Below are 26,435 nucleotides of genomic sequence, written 5' to 3' on the forward strand. Positions count from 1 at the left end.
GATGACGCTCTCGGCCCTCGACTCCGCCCTGCTCGGGCCCCTCTTCGCCACGGACGCCATGCGCGCCGTCTTCGCCGACGAGGCCCGGGTGGCGGCGATGCTGCGGGCCGAGGCGGCCCTGGCGCGGGCGCAAAGCCAGGCCGGCCTCGTGCCGGCCTCCCTCAGCCCCGCCATCGAGGCGATCGGCGCGGCGGCGCTCGACCCGGCCGCTCTCGGGCGGCGCACCGCCGTGTCCGGCGTGCCGGTGATCCCGTTCGTCAAGGCGGTGCAGGGCGCCCTGCCCCCGGAGCTGGAGCCCGCCTTCCACAAGGCGACCACCACCCAGGACATCGCCGACACCGCCCTGGTGCTCCAGATCCGCGACGCCTTCGACCTCGTCGCGGCGGACCTGAAGGCGATCCTCGACGGCCTGTCCGCCCTGGCGCGCCAGCACCGCGAGACCCCGTGCGTCGGGCGCACCTACGGCCAGCACGCGGCCCCGGTCACCTTCGGGTTCAAGGCCGCGATCTGGGCGCTCGGCATCGCCGAGGTGGCGGCCCTGCTGCCGGCCCTGCGCGACCGGGTCCTCACCGCCTCGCTGGGCGGTCCCGTCGGCACGCTCGCCGGCCTCGGCGAGAAGGCCGAGGCCGTCGGCGACGGATTTGCCGCCGCGCTCGGCCTGCATCCGGATCTCGCGCCCTGGCACACGCGCCGCGCCCGCATCGCCGAGACCGGCTCGTGGCTCGCCCTGCTGATGGGGGCGCTCGCCAAGTTCGCCACCGATGTCGCGCATCTCGCCACCACCGAGGTCGGCGAGGTGGCCGAGCCCTACGTGCCGGGCCGCGGCGGCTCCTCGGCGATGCCGCACAAGCGCAATCCCGTCTCCTCGACGGTGATCCTCTCCGCCTTCGGGGCCGCCAAGGGGACGAGCCTGACCCTGCTCGACGGGATGGCGGCGGCCCACGAGCGGCCGGCCGGCGCCTGGCACGCCGAGTGGCACGCCCTGCCGACTCTGTTCGGCCTTGCCTCGGGCGCGTTGCGCGAGGCCCGCGGCCTCGCCCAGGGGCTGGTCCCCGACCCTGGGCGGATGCGTCGCAACCTCGACGTGACGCGGGGCCTCCTCTTCGCCGACGCCGCGGCGAGCCGGCTGGCGCCCGTGATCGGCGCCAAGGCCGCCCATGCCCTGGTCGAGGAGGCCGCCGGCGCGGTCCGCGACGGGCAGGGCTCGCTCCAAGAGGTGCTGCGCGCCCGGCCCGAGGCGGCGGGCGCCGACATCGAGCCCGCCTTCGATCTCTCTCCCGCCATCCGGGCCGGGGCCCGCACCGCCGACCGGGCGCTGGCGGAAGTCTCGCGCCTCGCCGCCTTCCTGCACTCCGCGTAAACCGAGGTTCCCATGCCCCAGATCGAGGCCAACGGCACCCTTCTGAACTACGAGCTGTCCGGTCCGAGCGGCGCGCCGGTGGTGGTCTTCTCCAACTCGCTCGGCACGTCGCTGGCGATGTGGGACCCGCTGGTGCCCTACCTGCGGGGCCGCTACCGGGTGCTGCGCTACGACACCCGCGGCCACGGCGCTTCGCAGGTGCGCGACACCCAAATCGAGGTCGCGGATCTCGCCGAGGACCTGATCGGCCTCCTCGACGCGCTCAGCCTCCCCCGCGCCCACGTCGTCGGCCTGTCGCTCGGCGGCATGACCGGGCAGGCGGCGGCGAGCCGCCATCCCGACCGGGTGATCAGCCTGACCCTGATGGCGACCGCCGCCTTCATGCCGAGCGAGGCGTCCTGGAACGAGCGCGCTGCGCTCGTGCGCGAGAAGGGCACGGCGGCGATCGTCGAGGCGACGATGACCCGCTGGTTCACGCCCGATTTCCCCACAAGATCCCCCGACGCGGTGGCGCCGGTGCATGCCCAATTCACCGGCACCGATTCCGCCGGCTACGCCGTGTGCTGCAACGCCATCGGCCGCATGGACCTGCGCCCGGTGCTCGACCGCGTCACCGCCCCGACCCTGGTCATCGCCGGCCGCGACGACCCGGCGACGCCCCCCGCCATGGCGCAGGAGATCTGCGATCAGATCCGCCACGCCGAGCTGGTGGTGCTGCCGAACGTCGCCCACCTTCTCTCCGTCGAGCAGCCGGCCGCCACCGCCGCCCATCTCCTCGGCTTCCTCGACCGGCACCGCGGGGCGCCCGAGACGGCGACCGGCGCGGTGGCGTTCGAGACCGGTCTCACCAACCGCAAGAGCGTGCTCGGCGAGGCCCATGTCGAGCGCTCGCTGGCCGCGGCCGGCGACTTCGCCGGGCCCTGGCAGGACTTCATCACCCGCACCGCCTGGGGCGAGGTCTGGGGCGACCCGCGCATCCCGTGGAAGACCCGGTCCTTCGTGACGCTCGCCATGATGGTGGCGCTCGGCCGCGAGGAGGAGTTCAAGCTCCATGTCCGCCCGGCCCTGCGCAACGGCGTCACCGTGGCGGAGCTGCAGGCGCTGCTGATCCAGACCGCGATCTATGCCGGCGTGCCGGCGGCGAACGGCGCGTTCCGCTGGGCCCGGGACGTGCTGGGCGACGAACTCGCCTGACGGGGCGACGAACTCGCCTGACCGGATGCACCGCGGCGGGCGGGGTGGTAGAGCAGGCGGCATTCCGGCTGCCTCCTGCCGCCCCCCTGTCGCTCCTCGAACCCGCCGGACCATGGACGCCGTCACGCCCCGCCCTTCCCGCACCAAGGATCCCGAGCGGACCCGGGCCGACATCCTGGCGGTCGCGACGGAAGAGTTCTCCGCCTTCGGGCTCAGCGGTGCGCGGGTCGACGCCATCGCGGAGCGCACCCGCACGTCGAAGCGGATGATCTACTATTACTTCGGCGGCAAGGAAGGCCTGTACCTCGCGGTGCTGGAGAAGGCCTATGCCGACATCCGCCAGGTCGAGGCCGACCTCGACCTCGGCAACCTGGCGCCCGCCGAGGCGATCCGCCGGCTCGTCGAATTCACCTTCGAGTACGACGAGGCCCATCCGGACTTCATCCGCCTCGTCGCGATCGAGAACATCCACCGGGCCGAGCACCTGTCGGGCTCCGAGACGATCCGCGGCCTCAACCTCGGGGTGATCCAGACCATCACCGACATCATCGCCCGCGGGCAGGCCGACGGCGTGTTCCGCGCCGATGTCGATCCCCTCGACGTCCACCTGATGATCAGCGCGCTCTGCTTCTTCCGGGTCTCGAACCGCCACACCTTCGGGGCGATCTTCTCCGTCGACCTCGACGCGCCGGACCTCCGCGCCCGCCACAAGCGGATGGTCGGGGACGCGGTCGTCGGGATGCTGGCCCTGAGCTGACCGGCCGGGAACCGGATTCGCCGCCGGTCGATTGCTCCTCGTGAAGACCCATCACAGTCACGCAGGAGAGCCCGATGACCCGAGGCACCAGCCGTCTCGTCCTGCTCGCCGTCCTGGCCGCCTCGCCGGTGGTCGCGCAGGTCGTCGACAAGCCGCTCGCCGATAGCCCCCAGCGCAGCCGCGAGACGGCTCCCAACATGCCGCCCGCCCACGAGACGCTCCCCGAGCGGGTCCGCCCGGGCGACGCCGACACGACCGGCACCGTGCGGCCCTCCGCACCGGCCCCCGACCCGAAGACGACCGACGGGGTCCTGCGGCCGCAGCGGGGTTGAACGGGGGCGGCCGGCCGATGACGGCGCGTCCCGTGCCGTGAGTCCGGCCGCTTCGGCTTGCGAATCACCGGTCGGGCTGCTTCCCTCCCCGCGCAGGGAGGCAGCCCATGACCGACGAACTCGTCTTCTACACCCATCCGATGTCCCGCGGGCGGATCGTCCGCTGGATGCTGGAGGAGGTCGGGGCGACCTACCGCACCGAGATCCTCGGCTACGGCCCGACGATGAAGGACGCGTCCTACCGGGCCATCAACCCCCTCGCCAAGGTGCCGGCCCTGGTCCATCGCGGCATCGCCGTGACCGAGACGGCGGCGATCTGCGCCTACCTGGCCGATGCCTTCCCGCAGGCCGGCCTCGCCCCGGCCGTGGGGGATCCCGAGCGCGGCGCCTATTATCGCTGGCTGTTCTTCGCCGCCGGTCCGGTCGAGGCGGCGGTCACCGACAAGGCGCTCGGCGTCGTGGTGCCGGACGAGCCGCGGATGCGCGCCATGGTCGGCTACGGCAGCATGGCGGAAGTCCTCGACGCCCTCGAGGGCGCCGTCACGGGCCGCGAGTACCTCGCCGGCGGGCGCTTCTCGGCCGCGGACCTCTATGTCGGCTCCCATTTGATCTGGGGCATGCAGTTCGGCTCGATCGAGCGGCGCCCGGCCTACGAGGCCTATGTCGCCCGCCTCGTCGATCGTCCGGCGGCCGTGCGCGCCCGGGAGATCGACGACCGCATCCACGCCGAGATGCAACAAGGCTGACCCGACCTCGCGTTCGTCCGGGGAGAGGCGCGGGAGGGGCCACGTCGCCGGGAACGTCCGGCCTCCGCCCGCGTTCGCACCGCGACGCAGCGGAAATCCTCCGCGCCACAGCCACACGGAGCCCACCATGGCCAGCGACCTGATCCACGACGTCTTCAGCGGCGAGCGCAACCTGACCACCAAGGAGCGCACCATCTCGGTCGTGCTCGGCCTCGGCCTCGCCGCCGCGGCGGCCCAGCCCCGGCCGAACAAGTTCCTGAGTCTCGCGGCCCTGGTCGCCGGCTCGCTCCTGGCGATCCGCGGCGCCACCGGCCATTGCGCCGCCAAGTCGCTGATGAACGACGGCGGGCACAGCCCGGCCCGCATCTGATCCAACGATCCCGGGGCACCCGCGCGGGTGCCCCGGGGCCCCGTGGGATCGTTCCTCGCGACCGGCAAACGAAAGACCCGCACCAGGATCCCGGTGCGGGTCTTTCGTTTGCCGGTAAGGGAAAGGCCGGCGGGGAGATCCCGCCGGCCGTCGAGAACTCAGAGAACCGTGGTGCGGCGACGGCTCTGGATGAGGCCGAAGATCGCGAGCACGACGACCGCGCCGACGACCGAGGCGATCAGGCCGGCGCCCTCGTTCGGCGGATACCAGCCGGTGACCTGCCCGAGGAAGGTCGCCACGAAGGCGCCGACGATGCCGAGCAGCGTCGTCATGACGAAGCCGCTCGGCTCGTTGGCCGTGCCGGGCATGATGAACTTGGCGATGACACCGGCGACGAAGCCGATGATGATGGTCCACAGGATCGCAAGCATGGGGGCTGCCCTTCGGCTCCGCTTCTATGGTGGTGAAACGCGCGGACCGGGCCGAGGTTGCGCCGCGAGGCGGGACTGTCTGGCTTTTCCTGTCTCGCCCGGCCTGCCCGAAGGCAGAAAGGGCCGGCGCCCTCCACCCGGGATCCGCATGCCAAGCCCGGGACAAGCCGAACCAGGATATAACGCGCGCAGGCGGACGGGTCGGCCGTCGCGCCGTGCGGGCGCGCGGGTCCGTCGTGCCACGGTGTCGAGGAGCGGCGCGCCATGCGCGGGAGAACGGGTTATCGGGTCGGCGCGGCCGCGATCGTGGGCCTGCTGACGGCCGGCGCGGCGCACGCCGCGTCCTACGAATTCGTGCCGGCCCCCCAGGCCGACCTCAACCGGGTCTACCGGGTCGACAAGGCCACCGGCGAGGTCATCTCCTGCCAGTACGGCCTGCAGGAGAACACGATCGGCACTACCCTGTGCTTCGGCCCCGGCGAGGGCGCCGGTCCGCAGGCCCCGTCCGAGTACGGCCTCGTGGCGTCGCGCCACCTGCGCGAGGCCGGCGTCTTCCGGGTCAACCACCGCACCGGCGCGATGAGCATCTGCTACGTCCTCGACGACGCGGTGGTGTGCACGCCCCAGGGCAATGCCGGCAGCGAGGCCCCGCGGACCGGGGCGGCTCCGGCCCCGGCGACCAAGCCCTGAACGCGAAGTCGCCTCGGCCGGCCTCGCGCCGCAGCGCGGCAACGCCGCTTCCGCCTCCCCCGACCGCGTGCTAGGGGCCTCTCGATCGGCGGGGCCGGCCGTTCTCGGACCCGCCGACGCCAGACCACATGCGGCGGGATGCCATGCTGATTGCCTTCATCCGTTCGTCCTGCGGGGGCCGGCGTTGAGCCCCGCCGAGCTCAAGCGCGCCGCCGCCGCCCGGGCGGTCGGCCTGGTCGAGGACGGGATGCGCCTCGGCCTCGGCACGGGCTCGACGGCGGCGCTGTTCGTCGAGCTGCTCGGCGAGCGGGTGCGGGCGGGCCTCTCCGTCGTCGGCGTGCCGACCTCCGAGGCGACCCGCGTGGCGGCCGAGGCCGCCGGCATCCCGCTCACCACCCTCGACGCCACGCCCGACCTCGACCTGACGATCGACGGCGCCGACGAGATCGACCCGCAGCTCCGCCTGATCAAGGGCGGCGGCGGCGCGCTCCTGCGCGAGAAGATCGTCGCGGCGGCGAGCCGCCGCATGGTGGTGATCGTCGACGGGGCCAAGCGCGTCGAGACGCTGGGGCGCTTCCCCCTGCCGATCGAGGTGGTGCCCTTCGGCCTCGTCGCCACCACCCTGGCGGTCGCGGCGGCGCTCCGGTCCACCGGCTGCGCCGGGCCGCTCGCCGTGCGCAAGGGCGCCGACGGCGCGCCCTTCGTCACCGATGGCGGGCATTTCATCCTCGATGCCGGCCTGTCCCGCATCCCCGACCCGGAGGCGCTGGGACGCGCCCTCGTCGCGGTGCCGGGCGTGGTCGAGCACGGCCTGTTCCTCGGGCTGGCCACCGGCGCGATCGTCGCGGAGGCGGCCGACGGCCAGCCCCGCATCGTCACCCTCGGGGCGGCCTGACGCGCCCTCCCCATCCTCGTCACGGCCGCCCCCGCGCGGGCGCCGTCTTCCGGAGCAACACGATGTCCCCGCGCCGTTCCCGTATCCTCCTGGCGGGCCTGCTCGCCGCGACCCTGGCGACCCCGGTCCTCGCCCAGACGAAGCCGGCGGCCCCCGCCGCTCCCGCCGCCCCGCAGGCGGGCGCCATCACCCCGAGCCACCTGGCGCTCGCCAAGGAGGTCATGCTCTCCTCCGGCATCGCCCGCTCGTTCGATTCGATCCTCCCGGCCTTCGGCGAGCAGATCAAGCAGGCGGCGGTCACCCGGCCCGAGCTGAGCAAGGATCTCGGCGAGGTCCTCGAGAAGATGCAGCCCGAGCTCGAGATGCAGAAGCAGCGCATCATCGAGACCGCCTCGCGCATCTACGCCAGCAAGCTCACCGAGGCCGAGCTGCGCGACATCGCGGTCTTCTTCCGCTCGCCGTCGGGCAAGCGCTACGTCGAGACCCAGCCCCAGGTCCTCGACGACATGGTGCAGGCGATGCAGACCTGGACCCAGGAGGTCTCCGAATACATGATGGTCCGGGTCCGGGCCGAGATGGGCAAGCGCGGCCACCAGCTTCAGTGATCGGCGCGACACCCGCCTCGGCTGCCGGCGGGAGGGCCGCGACGCTCGATCGTCTCGGCGCCGTCGTGATCGCGGCCCTGCCGGCCTGCATGGCGCTCGCCAACCGGTCGAGCCCGGTCGTGGTCGGCCTCGCCGGGCTCCTGCTGCTCGCCGGTGCGGCCGCCTCCGGCCGCCCGCTGCGGGCGCTCCTCCTGGCGCCGCTGGCGACGCCGCTCGGCGTCGCCGCCCTGGCCTTCCTGGCCTGGTGCGGCCTCAGCCTCGCCTGGAGCCCGCTGCCCGGCCTGTCGCTGCGCACCCTGTCCGAGTTCCTGCCGGCCCTGCTCGGCGCCTACCTGGTGGCGCGCCTCGCGCCGCCGCATCTCGGCCGCGTCGCGGCGCCGGCGGCCTGGATCCTGATCGCGACCTGCCTCTACGTCATGGCCGATCTCGCCTCCGGCCTGGTGATCCGCGAGGCGCTCGGCCAGCGCGTCGCCGCCTTCGCGTTCAACCGGCCGCTCCTCACCATGATGCTGCTGGTCGGCCCGCTCGCCCTCGCGCTGGCGGCGACCGGCCGGCGGGTGCTCGCGGCCGCGGCGCTCGCGGTCTTCGCCGCGGCGGCCTGGCGCTCGGTCAGCGGCGCCACGGTGCTGGGGCTCGCCGCGGGCGCCCTCGCCTTCCTCGCCCTGCGCTGGCTGCCGGCGCGGCTCGGCCTCGGGCTGACCGGGGCCGCGCTCCTCGGCGCGCTGGTCCTCGCGCCGGTCGAGGGCGACCTCCTGGCCCGCACGATGCCCGAGGCCCTGCACCAGCGGCTCGCCGGCAGCAGCACCCGGGCCCGGGTCGCCATCGCCCGCAGCTTCGGCGCGGCGGTCGCTGCCGATCCCTGGCGCGGCGCCGGCTACGGCACCAGCGCGCGGTTCCAGGACGTGCCGGTCGCCGAGCGGGTCGAGCCCGAGATGCGCTTCATGCTGGCGGTCGGGCACCCGCATAACAGCTTCCTGCAGGTCTGGGCCGAGCTCGGGGTGGTCGGCGCGGCCTTGGCCGCCCTCGTCCTCCTGCTGACCCTGCGGGCGGTCGCGGGCTTGACCGCGACGGCCCGCACCATGGCGCTGGCCCTGCTCGCCGGCGCCGGGATCGTCGCCTTCGTCGAGCACGGCGCCTGGCAGGCCTGGTGGACCGCCGGCGTCGGCGCGGCCATCGCCTGGCTGCGCGCCCTGCCCTATCACTCGCAAGATCCAACGCACGAGCGGTGAGCGCCATGACCGAGACCCGCAACGACGCCTTCGACGTCGACCTGTTCGTGATCGGCGGCGGCTCCGGCGGCGTACGGGCGGCCCGCATCGCCGCCGGCTACGGCGCCCGGGTGCAGCTCGCCGAGGAGTACCGGGTCGGCGGCACCTGCGTGATCCGCGGCTGCGTGCCCAAGAAGCTGATGGTCTATGCCGGCCGCTTTGCCGACGAATTCGAGGACGCCGCCGGCTTCGGCTGGGAGGTCGGCACCCCGCGCTTCGACTGGGCGGTCCTCAAGGCCCGCCGCGACGCCGAGGTGACGCGGCTCGAGGGCATCTACGCCACCAACCTGATGCGGGCCGGCGTCGAGGTCGTGGCCGACCGGGCGGTGATCGAGGACCCGCACACGGTGCGCCTCGTCCGCTCCGGCACCCGGGTGCGGGCCCGCCACATCCTGGTCGCGGTCGGCGCGCATCCGGTGAAGGAGCCGCTGATCCCCGGCGCCGAACTCGCCATCACGTCGAACGAGGTGTTCGAGCTGGAAACCCGGCCCGAGCGGATCCTGGTGGTCGGCGGCGGCTACATCGCGGTCGAGTTCGCGGGCGTGTTCGCGGCCTTGGGCACCCGCACCACCCTGCTCCACCGCGGCGACCGGCTGCTGCGCGGCTTCGACGGCGAGATCCGCCAGGCGCTCGGCGAGGCCTACGCCAAGCGCATGGACCTGCGCCTCGACACCACCGTCCACCGCCTCGACCGGCGCGACGGCGCGATCCTCGCCACCTTGAGCGACGGCACCGAACTCCTCGTCGACCAGGTGCTGGTGGCGACCGGGCGGCGCCCCAACGTCGCCGGGCTCGGGCTGGAGAAGGCCGGCATCGAACTCGATGCCGCCGGGGCGATCCCGGTCGACCGCTTCTCGCAGACCGTCGCGCCCTCCATCTACGCCGTCGGCGACGTCACCAACCGCGCCGCGCTCACCCCGATCGCGATCCGCGAGGGCCACGCCTTCGCCGACACGGTGTTCGGGGGCAAGCCCTGGGCGGTCGACCACGACCTGATCCCGACCGCGGTGTTCTCGACCCCCGAGATCGGCGTCGTCGGCCACGGCGAGGAGGTGGCGCGCCGCCTGTACGGCGAGATCGACGTCTACGAGGCCCGCTTCCGGCCGATGAAGGCGACCCTGTCGGACCGCGACGAGCGCATCCTGATGAAGGTCATCGTCGATCGCGCGAGCGACCGGGTGGTCGGCGTCCACGTCCTCGGTCACGATGCCGGCGAGATCATCCAGGCCGTCGGCATCGCGGTGACGATGGGCGCCAAGAAGGCCGATTTCGACCGCACGATCGCGGTCCACCCGACGGCCGGCGAGGAACTGGTGACGATGCGCACGCCCTCGGTGGTCAAGCAGCCGGTGGCGGTGGGCTGAGCGGATTTCGCGGAAGCGGTCACCGGTTTTGCGACAAGAATCTGCGGCACGACAATGACCCGAGCGGACGACGCGTTGGCCTGCCAACGCAACTCTGCTGAGCGCGGCCGCTACCGGCAGGCATCGGCGTAGCGCCGCGGGGTCGTCCCGAAGGCGCGCCGGAAATGGCCGGTGAAGTGGCTCTGGTCGTAGAAACCGAAGCGGGCCCCCGCCTCCGCGGGCGCCGCGCCCGTCGCTTGCCGCGACCGCGACGCAGACGAGGTCCGACCTCGGTTTCGTGCCCGCCGCCATCATGGCGGCAATCGTCGCCGTCGATCGGCCTCCTCGGCCGCAGCCTGTTCTTCACGGTGCTGTCGGGATTGTGCGCCTTCGCACTGTTCAAGGCAGTCCTGGTTCAAGGCAGTCCTGCCGTAGCTCTAACGGGATCAGCCGTACGGCAGGGCTGCAATTCGCGAGGACCGCCCCCCCTCGCGTTGCGTCGCAAACCCCCCTATAAGCCCGGCTTCCGCCACCGACCTGACCGGTTATCGACGAGGTGCGCGAGGAGAGCACGATGAGCGAGCGTTGGACCCCCACGAGCTGGCGGCGCCTGCCGATCCAGCAGGTGCCGGATTATCCGGATTCCGCGGCCCTTTCGGCGGTGGAGCGGCAGCTCGCGAGCTTTCCTCCGCTGGTCTTTGCCGGCGAGGCGCGCAAGCTGAAGCAGAACCTGGCCAAGGTCGCGGCCGGCGAGGCGTTCCTGCTCCAGGGCGGCGACTGCGCCGAGAGCTTCGACGAGCATTCGGCCGACAACATTCGCGATTTCTTCCGCGTCTTCCTGCAGATGGCGCTGGTCCTGACCTTCGCGGGCGGCTCGCCGGTGGTGAAGGTCGGGCGCATCGCCGGGCAGTTCGCCAAGCCGCGCTCCTCGCCGGTCGAGACCGTCGACGGGGTGTCGCTGCCGAGCTACCGCGGCGACATCGTCAACGGCATCGGCTTCTCGGAGGCCGAGCGGGTGCCGAACCCGAACCGCCAGACCGAGGCCTACCGCCAGTCGGCAGCGACGCTGAACCTGCTGCGCGCCTTCGCGACCGGCGGCTACGCCAACCTCGAGAACGCGCATCGCTGGATGCTCGGCTTCGTCAAGGACTCGCCCCAGTCCTCGGCCTATGCCGACCTGGCCCAGCGCATGACCGAGACCCTCGACTTCATGCGGGCGATCGGCATCAACCCGGAGACGCACCAGGAGGTGCGCCAGACCGATTTCTTCACCAGCCACGAGGCCCTGCTGCTCGGCTACGAGGAGGCCCTGACCCGGGTCGATTCGACCAGCGGCGACTGGTACGCCACGTCGGGCCACATGCTGTGGATCGGCGATCGCACCCGCCAGGCCGACCACGCCCACATCGAGTTCGCCCGGGGCATCAAGAACCCGATCGGCCTCAAATGCGGCCCGTCGCTGAAGGCCGACGACCTGATCCGGCTCGTCGACCTGCTCAACCCGACCGATGAGGCCGGACGCTTGACCCTGATCTGCCGCTTCGGCGCCGACAAGGTCGGCGACCACCTCCCGGCGCTCGTCCGGGCGGTGGAGCGCGAGGGCCGCAAGGTCGTGTGGTCCTGCGATCCGATGCACGGCAACACCGTGACGGCGAGCGGCTACAAGACCCGGCCGTTCGAGCGGGTAATGAAGGAGATCCAGGGCTTCTTCGACATCCACCAGGCCGAAGGGACGCATGCGGGCGGCATCCACCTCGAGATGACGGGCAAGAACGTCACCGAGTGCACGGGCGGCGCCCGGGCGCTGACGGCGGACGACCTGCGCGACCGCTACCACACCTATTGCGACCCGCGCCTCAACGCCGACCAGGCGCTCGAGGTGGCGTTCCTGACCGCCGACCTTGTCAAGCGCGAGCGCAAGCAGCACGAGCATCCCCGGATCGAGGCCGCCGAGTAGGCACCTCGCCCGATCGGGACGGGCTCGGCCCGGGAGGGGCGCCGCCGCCCGGCGGCGCCCCTCCCGGGCATTTTTTATCCGGCGACGATCTTCGTTGCCGTGTCCGGGCCTCCGCCGCGGTTCCGGACGGCCGCGTCGCGGCGAGGGCGACCGTCGGCCTCGCTCACCCGAGACGCGACGCACGTCCGAGCGGCCGTTCGAACGCGATTCCGGCGAACGCGCCGCACCGCCAGACAAGCCGCGCCCGGCGGGTGATCTCGACGTGCCAGACGACGATCCAGAAGCGGCCCGGGAGCGCGTAGCGGGGGGACAGGCCGATCCTGGCGCCGCCATCCGAGAGATCGCGGATGACGCAGGGGATCCGGTCGTGGAACGACGGCAGGATCGTCGCCGGCATCGAGGTGGGGTAACGGGGATCGATCCTGGCATCCCGGTCGGTTGATGCCGTAACGTCCTGCAACACTCCCCTCGCCCCAGCCGCGTCGCCCGTCATTCATTCTGCGCCCCGTGTCCTGTCGGAGCGGCGACATATCACGGCCGGCGTGCCTTGTTACCCAGGGTATGACGTTGTTGTTGCTCGTAGAATATCGTATTTTTGCTGAAAGTTAAAATAGATTTACGAATATTGACGATGGCCGCACTGGATCTATCCGGCGCTTATGTCGAATGGCATAAGCAGACAGGCCTCGCGCCTGGATTTCCGAGCATCGGCGCGGATGGCGGGACGACCGGGACGGGCGGGCCCTTCGATCCGGCCGCCCGGCGGCCTGCCTCGATCCACCGAATGCGCCGCTCCCGGCGGCGCCGGAGCGGGAATGGCCCGATTTGCCGGCTCCGCGGCTTGCGCCCCGACCCGACCGTCGCTATACAGCGGCCATCCCGCCGGGACAGCTCCCATCGTCTAGCGGTCTAGGACGTCGCCCTCTCACGGCGAAAACAGGGGTTCGAGTCCCCTTGGGAGCGCCAACTCTTCGACGAGTTGTTTTTGGCCGCGGGCTCACCTTCGAGATCGTGAAACGGCTGCGCGAACCCCTATCGAGGGCGAACGCATATGCCGTGCGCGCGCCGCAGGCCGGCTCGCCGAGATCCCCCTGCCGCGCATCGAACGACGTCCCACCGGACCGCCGGTCGGATGCCCCGTCCCTCCGGCAGGCTGCGCCCGCCTGCCCCGGCGGCCGCGACGCGTCCATAGCTCACCGGTACTAATGGGCGCCGCCGACGCGGCAGGCTATTCGGTCGCGGTCCGAGGGATCGCTCCGGGTGCGGGGCGAAGCCGGATCGCGGGAGGGAGCCGGACATGATCTGCCAGCCGCGCCAGATGGCGATCGTCCTCGCGGCGGTGCTGCTTCTGTCCGGACCGTTGCGGGCCCAGGTCATCGACCCTCGGGACGACGAGGCCGTCGTCACGGCGAGCGGCCGGTCCACCGCCATCGCGATGGCCTGCGGCAGGAACGATCACGCGGCCGCGGCCTTGCGGCGGGCCGATCTGCAGAAGCGCTTCGCGTCGAAGGGGATGGCGGCAGCGACCTTCGCGCGCCTCTACGACACAGCCGTCGACGGCATGACCGCGACCGCGACAGCGGATCCGGCCGCGACCAAGGCGGGCTGCGAGCGGCTCGGCAGGCTCGGCGCCGGGCCGTAGCGGTTGCGCAACCCTGTCCGACTGCCGGCGGCTCGGACGCGCTTCACACGATGCAGGAGGGATCAGGATCACATGCGCCGCTCAGCTCTTCTCGCGTTCCTGGTGCTGTCCACGGCCGCGCTGGCCGAGGGCCAGCCTTCCCTGATCTGGCTCGACATGCCGCGCGGCAGGGTGTCGATCGAGATCAACGGCGTCGAGGGCAACGAGGACGGCCACGGCCTCGTCGTCAACGCCCCCGGCGGCAAGGACGCCCTGATCGACAGCGAATCCCTGCCCGAGGTCGTGACGAAATCGGGCGACAGCGTCCTGTTGCGGGTGTTCACCGGCGGCAATGCCTGCCCGGCCATGTATGCGTGGCTGACCTACGACCGCGAGGGCCTGCGCGCGACGCCGACGTTCGGGACCTGCGCGGAGGACGGCGAACTCGTTCCGGGCACGGGCCACCCGGCCTTCGTCCTCGACAAGCTCGGCAACGGGCCGGGCAAGATCCGCTACGACTTCGACGGCAGAACCGTTCGCGAGAACGCGATCCGGGCCTGCCCGTAGTCGCCGGGATCTTCGAATGCCGGCCGGCGTCGCGCCCGGCGCGGGCCTCAATACTCCACGAATTCGCCGAGCCGGCCGGCTAGGCGATAGGCGCGCTCGCGGGTGAGGCCGCGCAGGATCACCCGGGTGTCGCTGTAGAGCGTGAAGGTGCCGTCCGCGTCGGCCTGGATGCGAATGCCCTCGTGCATGGTCGGCACTCCCTGGGGTGAGGCTTGGCACCCGTCGGGATGCGGGGGGAAACGCGCGAGGGCCCGGGCGGATACGGACCCGGCAACGCTTTTTTAAATCCCGCCTCCGGGAAAAAAGAGACGGTTCGCCGGAACCTTCACCGTTGGAAGATTCTTTTAAGGGACCCGCTCAACGGGCCGGCGCCGCCGCAGGGCGGGGCCGTGCAGAGGAGACACCAAGATGAAGAAGATGACCCTGGGCCTCGCGGCCGCGGCCGTTCTCGGCAGCCTCACCTTCGGCATCGGCGCGGCCTCCGCCGCCCCGGCGAGCCCGGCCGGCATCCAGGCCGCCCCCATGGTGGAGACGGTGCAGATGACCCGCGGCGAGCGCCGGATGATGCGCCACCACCGCATGCACCGTCACATGATGCATCGTCGTCATATGATGCACCGCCGGCACATGATGCGTCACCGCATGATGCACCGCATGTAAGGGATTCCGCTCCGCCCGGCCCTCGCGCCGGGCGGCGCTTTTTTGTGGGCCTCAGTACGGCCGGTTGGCGAAGGCCGGCTTGCCGGCCAGGATCCGCTCGTCGACCTGGCGCACGTCGCGCAGACCGCACATCGCCATCGTGACGTCGAGCTCCTTGCGGATGATGTCGAGGCACTGGGTCACGCCCGCCTCGCCGCCGGCCCCGAGCCCGTACAGGAAGGCGCGGCCGATGAAGACGCCGTGCGCCCCGAGCGCCAGCGCCTTGATGACGTCCTGGCCCGAGCGGATGCCGCCATCCATCAGCACCTCGATCCGGTCGCCCACCGTCTCGACGATCCCCGGCAGGGCCTCGATCGACGACAGGGCGCCGTCGAGCTGACGGCCGCCGTGGTTGGAGACGATCATCGCCTCGGCGCCGCTCTGGGCGGCCAGCTCCGCGTCCTCGGGATCGAGGATCCCCTTCAGGATCAGCTTGCCGCCCCAGCGGTCGCGGATGCGCTTGACGTCGTCCCAGTTGAGGCGCGGATCGAACTGCTCGGCGGTCCAGGACGACAGAGAGCGCAGGTCGCCCACGCCCTGCGCGTGCCCGACGATGTTGCGGAAGGTGCGGCGCTGGGTGCGCAGCATGTTGAGGCACCAGCGCGGCTTCGTCGCCAGGTTGACGATGTTGGGGATCGTCATCCGGGGCGGGGTCGAGAGCCCGTTCTTCACGTCCTTGTGGCGCTGGCCGAGGATCTGGAGGTCGAGGGTGAGCACGAGCGCCGAGCATTGCGCGGCCTTGGCGCGGTCGATCAGCCGGTCGATGAAGTCGCGGTCGCGCATCACGTAGAGCTGGAACCAGAACGGGGCGTCGGTATTCTCGGCCACGTCCTCGATCGAGCAGATGCTCATGGTCGAGAGCGTGAACGGCACGCCGGCCTTGGCGGCGGCCCGCGCCGCGAGGATCTCGCCGTCGGCGTGCTGCATGCCGGTCAGGCCCGTCGGCGCCAACGCCACCGGCATGCTCACCGGCTGGCCCGCCATGGTGCTGGCGAGCGACCGGTTCGTCATGTCGACGGCGACGCGCTGGCGCAGCTTGATCCTGGAGAAGTCGTCCTCGTTCGCCCGGTAGGTGCCCTCGGTGTACGAACCGGAATCGGCGTAGTCGTAGAACATCCGCGGCACCCGCCGCTCGGCGAGCACCCGCAGGTCCTCGATGCAGGTGACGGGGCCGCCCGTGAAGAACCGCGACGTCCAGGACGGCGGCCGCGACGAGGGCATTCGGGTGGCTTGCATGGCGTCTCGCTCGTGCGTCTGTTCTGGCGCGCGGATCATCCTCCGCGCGCGGGCTTATTGAGCCTCGCGCCTCCGAAATACCCTCAACCGCTCCGGTCTGACCATCGTTTTCGCCCTGCATCCGGCGCGGCCTGGCCGCGCGGGATTCACGGGATCACCTCCTCCCGCGGGGTCGCGCTCAGCTCGGTCCAGTCGAGCTCCTCCTCGAGGCGGAAGAAGGCGTCGTCGCCGATCTCGCCGCGGTCGCGCAGGTCCAGGATGACGCCGCGGGCGGCCTCGACGGCGCGTCGGCGCAGGCCGTCGGCGGGCAGGCTCTCCGGCGCCAGGCCCTCGTCGTGCGATTCGGCCTCGCTGAGCGCGGCGTCGAATTCCCGTCGCAGGGCCTCGGCGTGGGGCGAGTCGTCGCCCTCGAGGCTGTCGCGGGCCGCCCGGTAGGCGGCGGCCCGGGCGCGGCCGATCTCGAGGCCGACCGGGTCCTCGTCCCCGAGGGAGAACCACCCGAGCAGCGGCCGCAGGGTCAGGCCCTGGATCACCAGGGTGCCGAGCACGACGCAGAACGCGGTCAGCACCACGAGGTCGCGATGCGGGAAGTCGCCCGGCAGCGCGAGCGCCAGCGCGACGGTGATGAGGCCGCGCATGCCGCACCACGCCACGATGGTGGCCGAGCGCAGGCCGATCGGCGGCGGTCCGCTCGGCCCGAGGAACCGGTGCCACAGCCGTGCCGCGATCCGCGCGCCGAGCACCCAGGCGAGGCGGACCGCCACGGTGGTGCCGAACACCGCGGCGGCCACGAAGGCGTAGTGGTGCCGTTCGGCCGGGCTCAGGCCTTCGAGGATCGGGCCGATCTGCAGGCCGATCAGCACGAAGGCCAGCACGTTGAGCACGAACACCGCCGTCTCCCAGACGGTGTTGGAGGTGATCCGCAGATGCGCCGGCATCGTCTGGGGCGAGAGCCGCGACACGGTGAGGCCGAAGCTGACCACGGTCAGCACGCCCGAGACCTCGACCCGCTCGGCGGCGAGCCAGAGCCCGAAGGTGGCGATGAACTGCAGCACCACGGCGCTCGGCGGATCGGTGACGCGGCGCATCAGCCGGACGTAGAGCATCGCGAGGAGCGGACCGGCGATGATCCCGCCGACGACGCCGATCAGGAAGGTCGGGGCGACCTCCGCGGCCGAGAACGAGCCGCTCGCCACCGCTCCCAGGGCCAGGCGGTAGATCAGCAGCGACGAGGCGTCGTTGAACAGGCTCTCGCCCTTGAGGATGGTGACGAGGCGATGGGGCAGCCGGACATGGGCCAGCACCGAGAGCGCCGCCACGGCATCGGGTGGGGCCACGATGGCGCCGAGCACGATGCAGGCGGCGAGCGGCATGTCGGGCACCAGCGCGCGCGCCACGAGCGCCACCGCCAGCGTGGTGACGCCGACCGCCCCGACGACGAGGCCGGCGATCGGCCGCCAGTTGCGCCGCAGGTCGCGTAGGCTGGTGTCGTAGGAGGCGTCGAGCAGGACCGGGGCGAGGAAGAGCGCCAGCGCCAGGTCGGGGTCGAGCCCCGGGCGGGGCACCTGCGGCACGAAGGCCAGCACCACGCCGCCGACGGCCAGGAAGGCCGGGAACGGCGCCCCGAGGCGCCGCGCCACCCCGGCGAGCAGGACCGCGACGACGAGCACGCCCGCGATCCATTCGAAGATCAGCATCACCCCTCCGGTTGCAGGGGTGGGCAACGCGCGAGAACTCCCGATGGTTTGGCGGGCGTGCGAATCCCGCCGAGCCCCGTCAGGACGGCGGCAGGGCGGCCTGGAGCTCGGCGATCCGGGCCGGGCGCAGGATGTGCCCGTCGGCGAGGACGATCCAGACGGTTCCGGCCTCCACGCTGCGGGCGGCGGCCACCGCCTCGCGCAGGGTGGTGGTCGGGCGCTCGCCGGCCTCGTCGCCGGGCCAGACGACGAGCTGCGCGGGCGCGCTCCAGTCGATGCGGGTCGGATCGGTCATGCGTCGTGAACACCATCCGATTGCGGCCGCGGCGGGGCCTTGCCGTCGCAGGGACGGTACGGAAGGCCGGGGCGCGCGCCCCGGCGCCGCCGTCTCACGCGATCGCCGCCATCCCCTCCGGCCGCTTCACCTCGATCTCCACGAAGGCGATCGGGTGGTCGGAGCCGTTCTGGACGTCGTGGCGGATGCCGGCCGGGCGGCGATAGGACTGGCCGTGGGCGAGCGGCACCTCGGTGACGGCCGTGCCGTCGTGGATCCGCAGGGTGCCCTCGGTGATCATCACCACGAAGTAGGGCCAGCCGTGCTCGTGCCAGCCGGTGACGGCGCCGGGCGGGAAATCCCAGCGGGTGATGCGGACCGTCTCGTCGTCGACCTGGACGGTCGGGACCGCGGGAATCGTGCAGGCGAAGGCCATCGGGGTCTCCTATCGGGCGGATTCGAAGCCGGCGAGCACGGCGGTGAGGTTCGTAGCCAGCAGGTCGGAGAGGTAGCCGCCCTCCTGCACCAGCACCGTCGGCAGGCCGAGCCGCCCGAGCGCCGCGCCGATGCGCGAGAAGCCCTCGGTGGTGATGGCGAGCCCGGCGAGCGGATCGTGCTCCGAGGCGTCGAGGCCGAGCGCCACCACCAGCGCGGTCGGGGCGAAGGCTTTCACGGTGCGGCTCGCCACGCCCTCCAGCACGTCGAGATAGGCGTCGTCGCCGGTGCCGAGCGCCAGCGGCAGGTTCAGGTTGGCGCCGATCCCCTCCCCCTCGCCGCGCTCGTGGGCGTAGCCCCAGACGAAGGGGTAGAAGCCGCGCGGGTCGGCGTGGAGCGAGACGGTGAGCACCGAGGGGTCGCGGTAGAAGATCCCCTGCGTGCCGTTGCCGTGGTGCACGTCGACGTCGAGCACCGCGACCCGGGCGTGGCGCTGGCGCAAGGCAGCGGCGGCGACCGCGCTGTTGTTGAAGTAGCAATGGCCCCCGGCCCGGTCGCGATAGGCGTGGTGGCCGGGCGGGCGGCAGAGCGCGTAGGCCGCGTCCTCGCCGTCGAGCACGAGTTGCGCCGCGCTCGCCGCGACGTCGGTCGCCGCGGCGGCCGCCGCGTAGGTGCCCGGCCCGATCGGGCAGGCGGTGTCGACCGTGTGCCACCCGAGCCGGCCGACGATGTGGGTCGGGTAGGTCGCGGCCTCGCGCACCGGATGGATGTTGGCGATCATCTCGGACCCATGGTCCGGCAGCGCCTCCCATTCCTCCCAGGCCTCGGCCATGAAGGCGAGGTAGTCGGGGCTGTGGACCCGCGCCCTCGCGCCGGTGCCGTGGGCTTGCGGTGCCACCACCGCGTGGTTCCCGGCCGCGAGGCCGGCGAGCAGCCGGTCGGCCCGCTCGGGCTGGTCCGCGGCCGGCTTCACCTGGCCGCGGACCAGGAAGAACTTCGGGTCGTGGCTGCGGTGGTCCTCGGAATGGACGGCCTTCATGGGGACTCCGGTGTCTGGCGGTGGGATGCGGGGCTCTGGGGGGCGAGGCCCTCGAGTAGCCGGACCACCTCCCGGCGGGCGACGCCGATATGATGGTCGACATGGGCGACGATCCGCTCCGGGTGGCCGGCCTCGATGGCCGCCAGCACCGGCTCGTGGGTGCGGGCGATCTCGTCGGGATCGTCGTAGAGATGGCCGATCAGCCCGATGACGATCCGCAATTCCGAGGCCAGCCCGTCGAACAGGCGCAGCAGCCGGGCATTGCCGGCGGCCTCGCAGATCAGGCGGTGGAACTGGTAGTCGGCCTCGACGATGGTGGCGGGGTCGTCGTTCCGGGCCAGATCGCGCATCAGGTCGAGCTGGCGGCGCAGGGCGTCCCGGGCCTCCGGGGTCAGGCGCCGTGCCGCCTCGACCGCCGCGTGGCGCTCGACGCACAGGCGCAGGGCGTAGAGCTCGTCGACGTCCCGCGCCGACAATTCGCGCACGAAGAAGCCGCGCCGCGGCGAGGCCGCGAGCAGGCCCTGGCTCTCGAGGAGGCGCGCGGCCTCCCGCACCGGTGCCCGGCTGATGCCGAGCTCGCGGGCCACCGCGGCTTCCGCCACCTTGGCGCCGGGCGGCAACCGTCCCTGCACGATCGCGTCGGTGAGCCGGCGCGCGACCTGGCGCACGAGATCGCTCTCGGCCAGCACCGGCAATCCGACGGGTCGGGACATCGTACGCATCGCACCTCCGTGGCAGGATTGTGCAATGCGTAGGCGTCGATTGTCGACACTTTTGGCTTGATCGTGGTGCAAGGCCGGGTCAGTCTAGGCTCATGCCGGGTGATGTCGTGATCCGTCCGGCCCTGCATGCGGTTGTCGGCGCGAGGGTTTTCGCGCCGCTTCGTCCGTACACGTGAAGATGTCGTGGCGCCCAGGGCCGCCGCGAACCTTTCCGCGAGGAGGTCCGATGTCGTCATCCGCTCATCCGCATGCCGACGAGGTGCAGCGCATCCGCGTCGACCTCGCGGCGGCCTACCGGCTGATCCATCGGCTGGGCCTCGACGACAGCATCTACACCCACATCTCGGCCCGCCTGCCCGGACCGGAGCACCGCTTCCTGATCAATCCCTACGGGTTGCGGTTCGAGGAGGTGACCGCCGGCAACCTCGTCACCGTCGACCTCGAGGGCCGGGTGGTCGACGATCCCTGCGGGCTCGGCATCAACCCGGCGGGCTTCACCATCCACAGCGCGGTCCACGCCGCCCGGGAGGACGCGCTGTGCGTGCTCCACACCCACACGGTCGCGGGCGTGGCCGTGTCGTGCCAGGAAGAGGGGCTGCTGCCGCTCAACCAATGGTCGATGCAGTTCGCCGGGCGGCTGGCCTACCACGATTACGAGGGCATCGCGCTCGACCTCGACGAGCGCCAGCGCCTGGTGGCCGATCTCGGCGACAAGCCCGTGATGGTGCTGCGCAACCACGGCATGCTGACCTGCGGGCGCTCGGTGGCCGAGGCGTTCAAGCTGATGCACAACATCGAGCGTTCGTGCCGGGCGCAGCTCGCGCTCCAGGCCGCCGGCGCCCCGCTGATCCGTCCCTCGGCGGCGGTCGCGACGAAGACCGCCGGCCAGTACGCCTCGTTCTACGACAAGATGGAGACGGGCCAGCTGCCCGACACCGAGTGGGACGCGTTCAAGCGCATGCTGGAGCGCAGCGACCCGGATTACAAGCAGTAGAGCCCAAGAAGAACTTACCCGCTGCCGAGTAGCGCGCGGGATCCCCTCTCCCACTCGGGAGAGGGGGAGTGCTTGCATTTTCACCGCCGCGACAGGGACCAGGGGACCAACCGATGCTCAAGACGATTCTGGCCGGCACCGTCTTCTCCCTGGCGCTCGCCGGCGCGGCCTTCGCACAAACGCCGAAGCCCGGCGGCACCGCCAACGCGGTGATCCAGCCCGAGCCGCCCGGCCTGATGCTGGCGATGGTGCAGAACGGCCCGACCCAGATGGTGGCCGGCAACATCTACGAGGGCCTGCTGCGCTACGATTCCGCCCTCAAGCCCCTGCCCGGCCTCGCCGAGAGCTGGAGCGCGTCCGAGGACGGCAAGACCTACACCTTCAAGCTGGTCAAGAACGCCACCTGGCACGATGGCAAGCCGTTCACCGCCGACGACGTGGTGTTCTCGGTCGAGCTCTTGCGCCAGACCCATGCCCGCGCCCGCGGCAACCTCGCGCGCGTCGCCAGCGTGACGGCGCCCGACCCGTACACGGTGGTGTTCACCCTCTCCGAGCCGTTCGGCCCGTTCCTCGGCATCTTCGAGGTCGGCTCGCTGCCGATGGTGCCCAAGCACATCTATGCCGGCACCGATTACAAGACCAACCCGGCCAACAACACGCCGATCGGCACCGGCCCCTACATGTTCAAGGAGTGGAAGAAGGGCTCGTACATCCGGCTCACGAAGAACCCGAACTACCACGTCGCGGGAAAACCCTATCTCGACGAGATCTACTGGCACGTGATCCCCGACGCCGCCGCTCGCGCCGTGGCGTTCGAGACCGGCAAAGTCGACATCCTGCCCGGCGGCTCGGTCGAGAACTTCGACGTGCAGCGCCTGTCCTCGCTCAAGGGCGCCTGCTCGACCACCAAGGGCTGGGAGTTCTTCAGCCCGCATTCCTGGCTGTGGCTCAACAACCGCAAGGGCCCGACCGCCAACAAGGCCTTCCGCCAGGCGGTGTCCTACGCGCTCGACCGCGACTTCGCCCGCGACGTGGTGTGGAACGGGCTCGGCAAGCCGGCGACCGGCCCGTTCTCCTCCACCGTCCGCTACCACGACCCGAAGGCCGCGAAGTATTCCTACGACACCGCCAAGGCCAAGGCGCTCCTGAAGGAGGCGGGCTACAAGGGCGAAACCGTGCGCCTGCTGCCGCTGCCCTACGGCGAGACCTGGCAACGCTGGGCCGAGGCCGTGAAGCAGAACCTGGAGGATGCCGGCATCAAGGTCGAGCTCGTCGCGACCGACGTCGCCGGCTGGAACCAGAAGACGTCGGACTGGGACTACGACATCGCCTTCACCTACCTCTATCAATATGGTGACCCCGCATTGGGGGTCGGCCGCAACTACGTCACCTCGCAGATCGCCAAGGGCTCGCCGTTCAACAACGTCGAGGGCTATTCCAACCCGGGCGTCGACGCCGCCTTCGCCGAGGGCGCCTCGGCGGTCGGCGACGACAAGCGCCGGCCGATCTACGAGGCGGTGCAGAAGACGCTGGTCGAGGACGCGCCGGTGGCCTGGCTCCTGGAGCTGCAATTCCCCACCATCACCCGCTGCAAGGTCCACGACCTCGTCACCACCGGGATCGGGGTCAACGACGGCTTCCGGGACGCGTGGATCGAGCGCTGAAGCTTCTTATCGGGCGCTGAGGACTGACGGCATGCTGGGTTTCGTCGCGCAGCGGATCGCGAAGGGAGTCGTGGTGCTCCTCGCCATCGTGGTCCTGAACTTCTTCCTGATCCGCCTCGCGCCGGGCGACCCGGCCCTGGTGATGGCCGGCGAAGCGGGGGCGGGCGACGAGGCCTTCATCGCCCAGCTTCGGGAAAAGTTCGCCCTCGACCAGCCGCTGCCGAGCCAGCTCGCCGCCTATCTCGGCAGCATGGCCAAGCTCGATCTCGGCTATTCGGTGCGCCAGCAGTTGCCGGTGGCGACGCTGATCGGCGAGCGGCTGCCGGCGACCCTGCTGCTGACCGGCAGCGCCTTCGCGGTCTCGCTCTCGCTCGGTGTCCTGCTCGGCGCGCTCGCCGCGCGGCGGGCCGGCACCCTGGCCGACACCGCGATCACCGGGCTCGCGCTCCTGTTCTACGCCACGCCGCTGTTCTGGGTGTCGCTGATGGCGATCCTGCTGTTCTCGGTCCGGCTCGACTGGCTGCCGAGCTTCGGCTTCGAGACCGTGGGGGCCGGCCATGCCGGGCTCGCCCGCGCCCTCGACATCGCCCACCACCTGGTGCTGCCGGCCATGACGCTGGGGCTGTTCTTCATGGCGGTCTACGTGCGGATGACCCGCTCCTCGATGCTGGAGGTCTCGCGCCTCGACTTCGTGAAGACGGCGCGGGCCAAGGGCCTGACCGAGGGGGTGGTGCAGCGCCGGCACATCCTGCGCAACGCGCTCCTGCCGGTGGTGACGCTCGCCGGCCTCCAGGCCGGGACGCTGGTCGGCGGCGCGGTGCTCACCGAGACGGTCTTCGCCTGGCCGGGCATCGGGCGCCTCATGTACGAGGCCCTGCTCCAGCGCGACTACAACCTGCTGCTGGGCGTCTTCGTGGTCTCCTCCGCGATGGTGCTGGTCTTCAACCTCGTCACCGACGTGGTCTACCGCGCGGTCGATCCCCGCATCGAGGTGGCGTGATGAGCGGCGCCCTCCCGTTGAGCGCCCCGGCGCCGGCCCGCCGCCGCCGCGGGCCCCTCGCCGCCTTCCTGCGCCATCCGGGCGCGGTGTTCGGTCTGGTGATCCTTACCGTCGTCGTCGCCGCGGCCCTGCTGGCGCCGGTGCTCTACCCGACCTCGCCCTGGCGCATGGTGCAGCGCCCCTTCGTGCCGCCCTTCACCCTGGAGCGGGTGCCGCTCGGCACCGACGCGCTCGGGCGCGACATCGCCGCCGGGCTGATGCACGGGGCCGGCGTCTCGCTGATCGTCGGGCTGGTCTCGACGCTCGCCGCCCTCCTCATCGGCGTGCCGCTCGGCGCGCTCGCCGGCTATCTCGGCGGCCGGGTCGACGACGCCCTGATGCGCTTCACCGAGCTGTTCCAGACCGTGCCGAGCTTCGCGCTCGCCATCGTGCTGGTGGCGATCCTGCAGCCCTCGCTGTCCTCGATGATCCTCGCCATCGCGCTCGTCAGCTGGCCGCCGGTGACCCGGCTGGTGCGCGGCGAGGTGCTGTCCTTGCGCTCGCGCGAATACGTGCAGGCGGCGATCGTGACGGGGCAGACCACCTTCACCATCCTGCGCCGGGAGGTCCTGCCCAACACCCTGTCGCCGATCGTGGTGCTGGCCTCCCTGATGGTCGCGACCGCGATCCTGCTCGAATCCTCGCTCTCGTTCCTCGGGCTCGGCGATCCCAACCGGATGTCCTGGGGCTTCATGGTCGGGGCCGGCCGCACGGTGATCCGGCAGGCCTGGTGGATCACCGCCTTCCCGGGCGTGCTGATCCTGCTCACCGTGCTCGCCCTCAACCTGATCGGCGAGGGGCTGAACGACGCCCTCAACCCGCGCCTGTCCCGGGAGCGCTGAGATGGATGCCGACGTGACCCGCGCCGCCGTCTCGGTCCGCAATCTGAGCCTCGCCCTCCCCGAGGGCGGCGACCGGCCGAACGCCGTCGACGGCGTGTCGTTCGACCTCGTGGCCGGCGAGATCCTGTGCCTCGTCGGCGAATCGGGCTCGGGCAAGTCGATGTGCGCCCACGCCCTGATGGGCCTGCTGCCGAAGGCGGTGCGGCCGGTCTCCGGCAGCGTTCGCCTCGGCGAGACCGACCTGCTTGCCCAGGACGAAGCCGGCTGGCGGGATACCCGCGGCCGGCGCATCGCCATGATCTTCCAGGAGCCGATGACGGCGTTGAACCCGCTGATGCGGATCGGCGACCAGATGGCCGAGATGTTCGAGGCTCACGGCCAGCTGACGCCCAAGGAACGCCGCGCCCGCGCGGTGGCGCTGGCTGGCGAGGTCGGGCTGCCCAACCCCGGGCAGATCGTCCGATCCTATCCCCACCAGCTCTCCGGCGGGCAGCGCCAGCGGGCGATGATCGCCATGGCGCTGGCGCTCGAACCCGCCGTGCTGGTGGCCGACGAGCCGACGACGGCGCTGGACGTGACCACGCAAGCCCAGATCCTCAAGCTGATCCGCGACCTCCAGCAGCGCCGCAACATGGCGGTCCTGTTCATCACCCACGATTTCGGCGTCGTCGCCGAGATCGCCGACCGTGTGCTGGTGCTGCGCCACGGCCGGGTGGTGGAGGAGGGACCGGCGAGCGCCGTGCTCGGCCGGCCGCAGGCCGCCTACACGAAGACCCTGCTCGCCGCCGTGCCGACCATGGACCCGCCGAGCCGGCCTCCCCTCTCAGGCCCGAAGGCGGTCGAGGTGACGGGACTGCAGAAGACCTACGTCACCGGCGGCGGCCTGTTTCGCGCCAAGCGCCGCACGGCCGCGGCCCGGGACGTCGCCTTCACGCTCCATCGCGGCGAGACGCTCGGCCTCGTCGGCGAATCGGGCTCGGGCAAGTCCTCGGTCGCCCGCCTTGTGATGCGCCTGATCGAGCCCGATGCCGGCCGGGTGCGGCTGGGCGAGACCGACCTGACGGGGTTGAAGGGCGAGGCCCTGCGCCAGGCCCGCAGCCGCATCCAGATGGTGTTTCAGGACCCCTTCGCCTCGCTCAACCCGCGCCGCAGCGTCGGGCGCATCATCGCCGACGGGCCGGTGGCGCACGGGCTGCCGCTCGCCGAGGCGATGGAGCGGGCGCGCCGCCTCCTCGGCCTGGTCGGCCTCGACGAGAGGGCGCTCGATCGCTTCCCCCACGAATTCTCCGGCGGCCAGCGCCAGCGCATCGGCATCGCCCGGGCGCTCGCACTCGAACCCGAGGTGCTGGTCGCCGACGAGGCGGTTTCGGCCCTCGACGTCTCGGTCCAGGCCCAGGTGCTGGCGCTGCTCGAGGACCTGAAGGCGAGGCTCGGCCTGTCGATGCTGTTCATCACCCACGACCTGCGGGTGGCGGCCCAGATCTGCGACCGGATCGCGGTGATGCGCCAGGGCGAGATCGTCGAGCTGAAGACCGCGAGCGCGCTCTTTTCCAACCCCGAGCATCCCTATACCCGCGCACTCCTCGACGCCGTGCCGGGCCGGGTGCGGCAGGCAGCGTGAGGGGCCCGCGATCCCGCTTTTCCCATCCACGACCTCA

At 71.7% G+C, this 26,435-nt stretch carries 29 protein-coding genes, 1 tRNA gene and 1 pseudogene; 21 read left to right on the forward strand and 10 right to left on the reverse strand.

Going from position 1 to position 26,435, the window contains the following annotated elements:
• Nucleotide 1: 1 nt before the first annotated feature.
• The 6 genes from BMX97_RS01185 to BMX97_RS01210 all read left to right on the forward strand — a co-directional run bounded on the left by BMX97_RS01185 (nucleotide 2) and on the right by BMX97_RS01210 (nucleotide 4,759).
• Nucleotides 2–1,360 (forward strand): class-II fumarase/aspartase family protein, encoded by a 1,359-nt coding sequence (locus tag BMX97_RS01185; protein WP_091744587.1) that lies wholly within the window; start codon nucleotides 2–4, stop codon nucleotides 1,358–1,360.
• Between the two features lie 12 nt (nucleotides 1,361–1,372).
• Entirely contained in the window at nucleotides 1,373–2,554 is a 1,182-nt protein-coding gene (gene pcaD, locus BMX97_RS01190) for a bifunctional 3-oxoadipate enol-lactonase/4-carboxymuconolactone decarboxylase PcaDC (RefSeq protein ID WP_091744588.1), read from the forward strand.
• Nucleotides 2,555–2,666: 112 nt separating this feature from the next.
• The gene (locus BMX97_RS01195) at nucleotides 2,667–3,311 is read left to right on the forward strand and encodes a TetR/AcrR family transcriptional regulator (RefSeq protein ID WP_091744591.1); all 645 of its coding nucleotides are present in this window, start codon (nucleotides 2,667–2,669) and stop codon (nucleotides 3,309–3,311) included.
• Nucleotides 3,312–3,385: 74 nt separating this feature from the next.
• On the forward strand, nucleotides 3,386–3,643 hold the full coding sequence (locus tag BMX97_RS01200; RefSeq protein WP_091744593.1) for a hypothetical protein: 258 nt from the start codon (nucleotides 3,386–3,388) through the stop codon (nucleotides 3,641–3,643).
• Between the two features lie 107 nt (nucleotides 3,644–3,750).
• The gene (locus BMX97_RS01205) at nucleotides 3,751–4,389 is read left to right on the forward strand and encodes a glutathione S-transferase family protein (protein WP_091744595.1); all 639 of its coding nucleotides are present in this window, start codon (nucleotides 3,751–3,753) and stop codon (nucleotides 4,387–4,389) included.
• A 127-nt stretch (nucleotides 4,390–4,516) separates the two neighbouring features.
• Nucleotides 4,517–4,759 carry a YgaP-like transmembrane domain gene (locus tag BMX97_RS01210; RefSeq protein ID WP_091744597.1) on the forward strand — a complete coding sequence of 81 codons (243 nt, stop codon included), beginning with the start codon at nucleotides 4,517–4,519 and terminating at the stop codon, nucleotides 4,757–4,759.
• A 158-nt stretch (nucleotides 4,760–4,917) separates the two neighbouring features.
• On the opposite strand, the gene BMX97_RS01215 is transcribed toward BMX97_RS01210, so the two are convergent.
• On the reverse strand, nucleotides 4,918–5,190 hold the full coding sequence (locus BMX97_RS01215; RefSeq protein WP_091744599.1) for a GlsB/YeaQ/YmgE family stress response membrane protein: 273 nt from the start codon (nucleotides 5,188–5,190) through the stop codon (nucleotides 4,918–4,920).
• A gap of 264 nt (nucleotides 5,191–5,454) precedes the next feature.
• Between BMX97_RS01215 and BMX97_RS01220 the strand changes: the two genes are divergently transcribed.
• The 5 genes from BMX97_RS01220 (at nucleotide 5,455) to gor (ending at nucleotide 10,012) form a co-directional block, all read left to right on the forward strand.
• Nucleotides 5,455–5,880, forward strand: a complete 426-nt coding sequence (locus BMX97_RS01220; protein ID WP_091744601.1) for a hypothetical protein — start codon at nucleotides 5,455–5,457, stop codon at nucleotides 5,878–5,880.
• A gap of 184 nt (nucleotides 5,881–6,064) precedes the next feature.
• Nucleotides 6,065–6,775 carry a ribose-5-phosphate isomerase RpiA gene (rpiA, locus tag BMX97_RS01225; protein WP_091744603.1) on the forward strand — a complete coding sequence of 237 codons (711 nt, stop codon included), beginning with the start codon at nucleotides 6,065–6,067 and terminating at the stop codon, nucleotides 6,773–6,775.
• Between the two features lie 62 nt (nucleotides 6,776–6,837).
• The gene (locus tag BMX97_RS01230; RefSeq protein ID WP_091744605.1) at nucleotides 6,838–7,380 is read left to right on the forward strand and encodes a DUF2059 domain-containing protein; all 543 of its coding nucleotides are present in this window, start codon (nucleotides 6,838–6,840) and stop codon (nucleotides 7,378–7,380) included.
• Nucleotides 7,381–7,469: 89 nt separating this feature from the next.
• Complete coding sequence (locus BMX97_RS01235; protein WP_091745088.1) at nucleotides 7,470–8,609, forward strand: O-antigen ligase family protein; 1,140 nt, start codon at nucleotides 7,470–7,472, stop codon at nucleotides 8,607–8,609.
• 5 nt (nucleotides 8,610–8,614) lie between these two features.
• Nucleotides 8,615–10,012 (forward strand): glutathione-disulfide reductase, encoded by a 1,398-nt coding sequence (gene gor, locus BMX97_RS01240; RefSeq protein WP_091744607.1) that lies wholly within the window; start codon nucleotides 8,615–8,617, stop codon nucleotides 10,010–10,012.
• A gap of 110 nt (nucleotides 10,013–10,122) precedes the next feature.
• Here gor and BMX97_RS34305 read toward each other — a convergent pair.
• Nucleotides 10,123–10,272, reverse strand: a pseudogene (locus BMX97_RS34305) (AraC family transcriptional regulator); the annotation flags it as partial.
• 293 nt (nucleotides 10,273–10,565) lie between these two features.
• On the opposite strand from BMX97_RS34305, the gene BMX97_RS01245 reads away from it, so the two are divergent.
• Nucleotides 10,566–11,948, forward strand: coding sequence for a class II 3-deoxy-7-phosphoheptulonate synthase (locus BMX97_RS01245; protein WP_091744609.1), 1,383 nt, complete (start codon nucleotides 10,566–10,568; stop codon nucleotides 11,946–11,948).
• A 163-nt stretch (nucleotides 11,949–12,111) separates the two neighbouring features.
• Here BMX97_RS01245 and BMX97_RS01250 read toward each other — a convergent pair whose 3' ends face one another.
• Nucleotides 12,112–12,441, reverse strand: coding sequence for a PilZ domain-containing protein (locus BMX97_RS01250; protein WP_091744611.1), 330 nt, complete (start codon nucleotides 12,439–12,441; stop codon nucleotides 12,112–12,114).
• Nucleotides 12,442–12,838: 397 nt separating this feature from the next.
• Here BMX97_RS01250 and BMX97_RS01255 point away from each other — a divergent pair.
• The 3 genes from BMX97_RS01255 (at nucleotide 12,839) to BMX97_RS01265 (ending at nucleotide 14,136) form a co-directional block, all read left to right on the forward strand.
• A tRNA-Glu gene (locus tag BMX97_RS01255) sits at nucleotides 12,839–12,914 on the forward strand.
• A gap of 352 nt (nucleotides 12,915–13,266) precedes the next feature.
• Nucleotides 13,267–13,590: a hypothetical protein gene (locus BMX97_RS01260; RefSeq protein ID WP_143074533.1), complete on the forward strand. Its 324-nt coding sequence runs from the start codon at nucleotides 13,267–13,269 to the stop codon at nucleotides 13,588–13,590.
• A 72-nt stretch (nucleotides 13,591–13,662) separates the two neighbouring features.
• Nucleotides 13,663–14,136 (forward strand): hypothetical protein, encoded by a 474-nt coding sequence (locus tag BMX97_RS01265; protein WP_091744615.1) that lies wholly within the window; start codon nucleotides 13,663–13,665, stop codon nucleotides 14,134–14,136.
• A 47-nt stretch (nucleotides 14,137–14,183) separates the two neighbouring features.
• Here BMX97_RS01265 and BMX97_RS32640 read toward each other — a convergent pair whose 3' ends face one another.
• Complete coding sequence (locus tag BMX97_RS32640; RefSeq protein ID WP_177202085.1) at nucleotides 14,184–14,324, reverse strand: hypothetical protein; 141 nt, start codon at nucleotides 14,322–14,324, stop codon at nucleotides 14,184–14,186.
• Between the two features lie 220 nt (nucleotides 14,325–14,544).
• On the opposite strand from BMX97_RS32640, the gene BMX97_RS01270 reads away from it, so the two are divergent.
• Nucleotides 14,545–14,796: a hypothetical protein gene (locus BMX97_RS01270; RefSeq protein ID WP_091744617.1), complete on the forward strand. Its 252-nt coding sequence runs from the start codon at nucleotides 14,545–14,547 to the stop codon at nucleotides 14,794–14,796.
• 51 nt (nucleotides 14,797–14,847) lie between these two features.
• Here BMX97_RS01270 and BMX97_RS01275 read toward each other — a convergent pair whose 3' ends face one another.
• From BMX97_RS01275 to BMX97_RS01300, 6 genes are all read right to left on the reverse strand, one after another.
• On the reverse strand, nucleotides 14,848–16,056 hold the full coding sequence (locus tag BMX97_RS01275; protein WP_091744619.1) for an alpha-hydroxy acid oxidase: 1,209 nt from the start codon (nucleotides 16,054–16,056) through the stop codon (nucleotides 14,848–14,850).
• Nucleotides 16,057–16,217: 161 nt separating this feature from the next.
• Nucleotides 16,218–17,768: a cation:proton antiporter gene (locus BMX97_RS01280; protein WP_091744621.1), complete on the reverse strand. Its 1,551-nt coding sequence runs from the start codon at nucleotides 17,766–17,768 to the stop codon at nucleotides 16,218–16,220.
• Between the two features lie 79 nt (nucleotides 17,769–17,847).
• A complete protein-coding gene (locus BMX97_RS01285) occupies nucleotides 17,848–18,063 on the reverse strand; it encodes a hypothetical protein (RefSeq protein WP_091744623.1) in 216 nt (71 codons plus the stop codon).
• A 94-nt stretch (nucleotides 18,064–18,157) separates the two neighbouring features.
• A complete protein-coding gene (locus tag BMX97_RS01290; RefSeq protein ID WP_091744625.1) occupies nucleotides 18,158–18,478 on the reverse strand; it encodes a cupin domain-containing protein in 321 nt (106 codons plus the stop codon).
• 9 nt (nucleotides 18,479–18,487) lie between these two features.
• Nucleotides 18,488–19,516, reverse strand: a complete 1,029-nt coding sequence (locus tag BMX97_RS01295) for a histone deacetylase family protein (RefSeq protein WP_091744627.1) — start codon at nucleotides 19,514–19,516, stop codon at nucleotides 18,488–18,490.
• Nucleotides 19,513–20,229 carry a GntR family transcriptional regulator gene (locus BMX97_RS01300; RefSeq protein ID WP_244538218.1) on the reverse strand — a complete coding sequence of 239 codons (717 nt, stop codon included), beginning with the start codon at nucleotides 20,227–20,229 and terminating at the stop codon, nucleotides 19,513–19,515. Before BMX97_RS01300 ends, BMX97_RS01295 begins: the two co-directional genes overlap by 4 nt.
• A 235-nt stretch (nucleotides 20,230–20,464) precedes the next feature.
• Between BMX97_RS01300 and BMX97_RS01305 the strand changes: the two genes are divergently transcribed.
• The 5 genes from BMX97_RS01305 (at nucleotide 20,465) to BMX97_RS01325 (ending at nucleotide 26,398) form a co-directional block, all read left to right on the forward strand.
• On the forward strand, nucleotides 20,465–21,232 hold the full coding sequence (locus BMX97_RS01305) for a class II aldolase/adducin family protein (protein WP_091744631.1): 768 nt from the start codon (nucleotides 20,465–20,467) through the stop codon (nucleotides 21,230–21,232).
• A 113-nt stretch (nucleotides 21,233–21,345) separates the two neighbouring features.
• Complete coding sequence (locus BMX97_RS01310; RefSeq protein ID WP_091744633.1) at nucleotides 21,346–22,896, forward strand: ABC transporter substrate-binding protein; 1,551 nt, start codon at nucleotides 21,346–21,348, stop codon at nucleotides 22,894–22,896.
• A gap of 31 nt (nucleotides 22,897–22,927) precedes the next feature.
• On the forward strand, nucleotides 22,928–23,896 hold the full coding sequence (locus tag BMX97_RS01315) for an ABC transporter permease (protein ID WP_091744635.1): 969 nt from the start codon (nucleotides 22,928–22,930) through the stop codon (nucleotides 23,894–23,896).
• Complete coding sequence (locus BMX97_RS01320; RefSeq protein WP_244538219.1) at nucleotides 23,896–24,777, forward strand: ABC transporter permease; 882 nt, start codon at nucleotides 23,896–23,898, stop codon at nucleotides 24,775–24,777. The genes BMX97_RS01315 and BMX97_RS01320 overlap by 1 nt, the downstream gene beginning before the upstream one ends.
• 1 nt (nucleotide 24,778) lies before the next feature.
• Entirely contained in the window at nucleotides 24,779–26,398 is a 1,620-nt protein-coding gene (locus BMX97_RS01325; protein ID WP_091744636.1) for an ABC transporter ATP-binding protein, read from the forward strand.
• Nucleotides 26,399–26,435: the final 37 nt, after the last annotated feature.

Source organism: Methylobacterium sp. ap11 (assembly GCF_900110515.1).
In the GTDB taxonomy this organism is placed as follows: Bacteria; Pseudomonadota; Alphaproteobacteria; order Rhizobiales; family Beijerinckiaceae; genus Methylobacterium; species Methylobacterium ajmalii.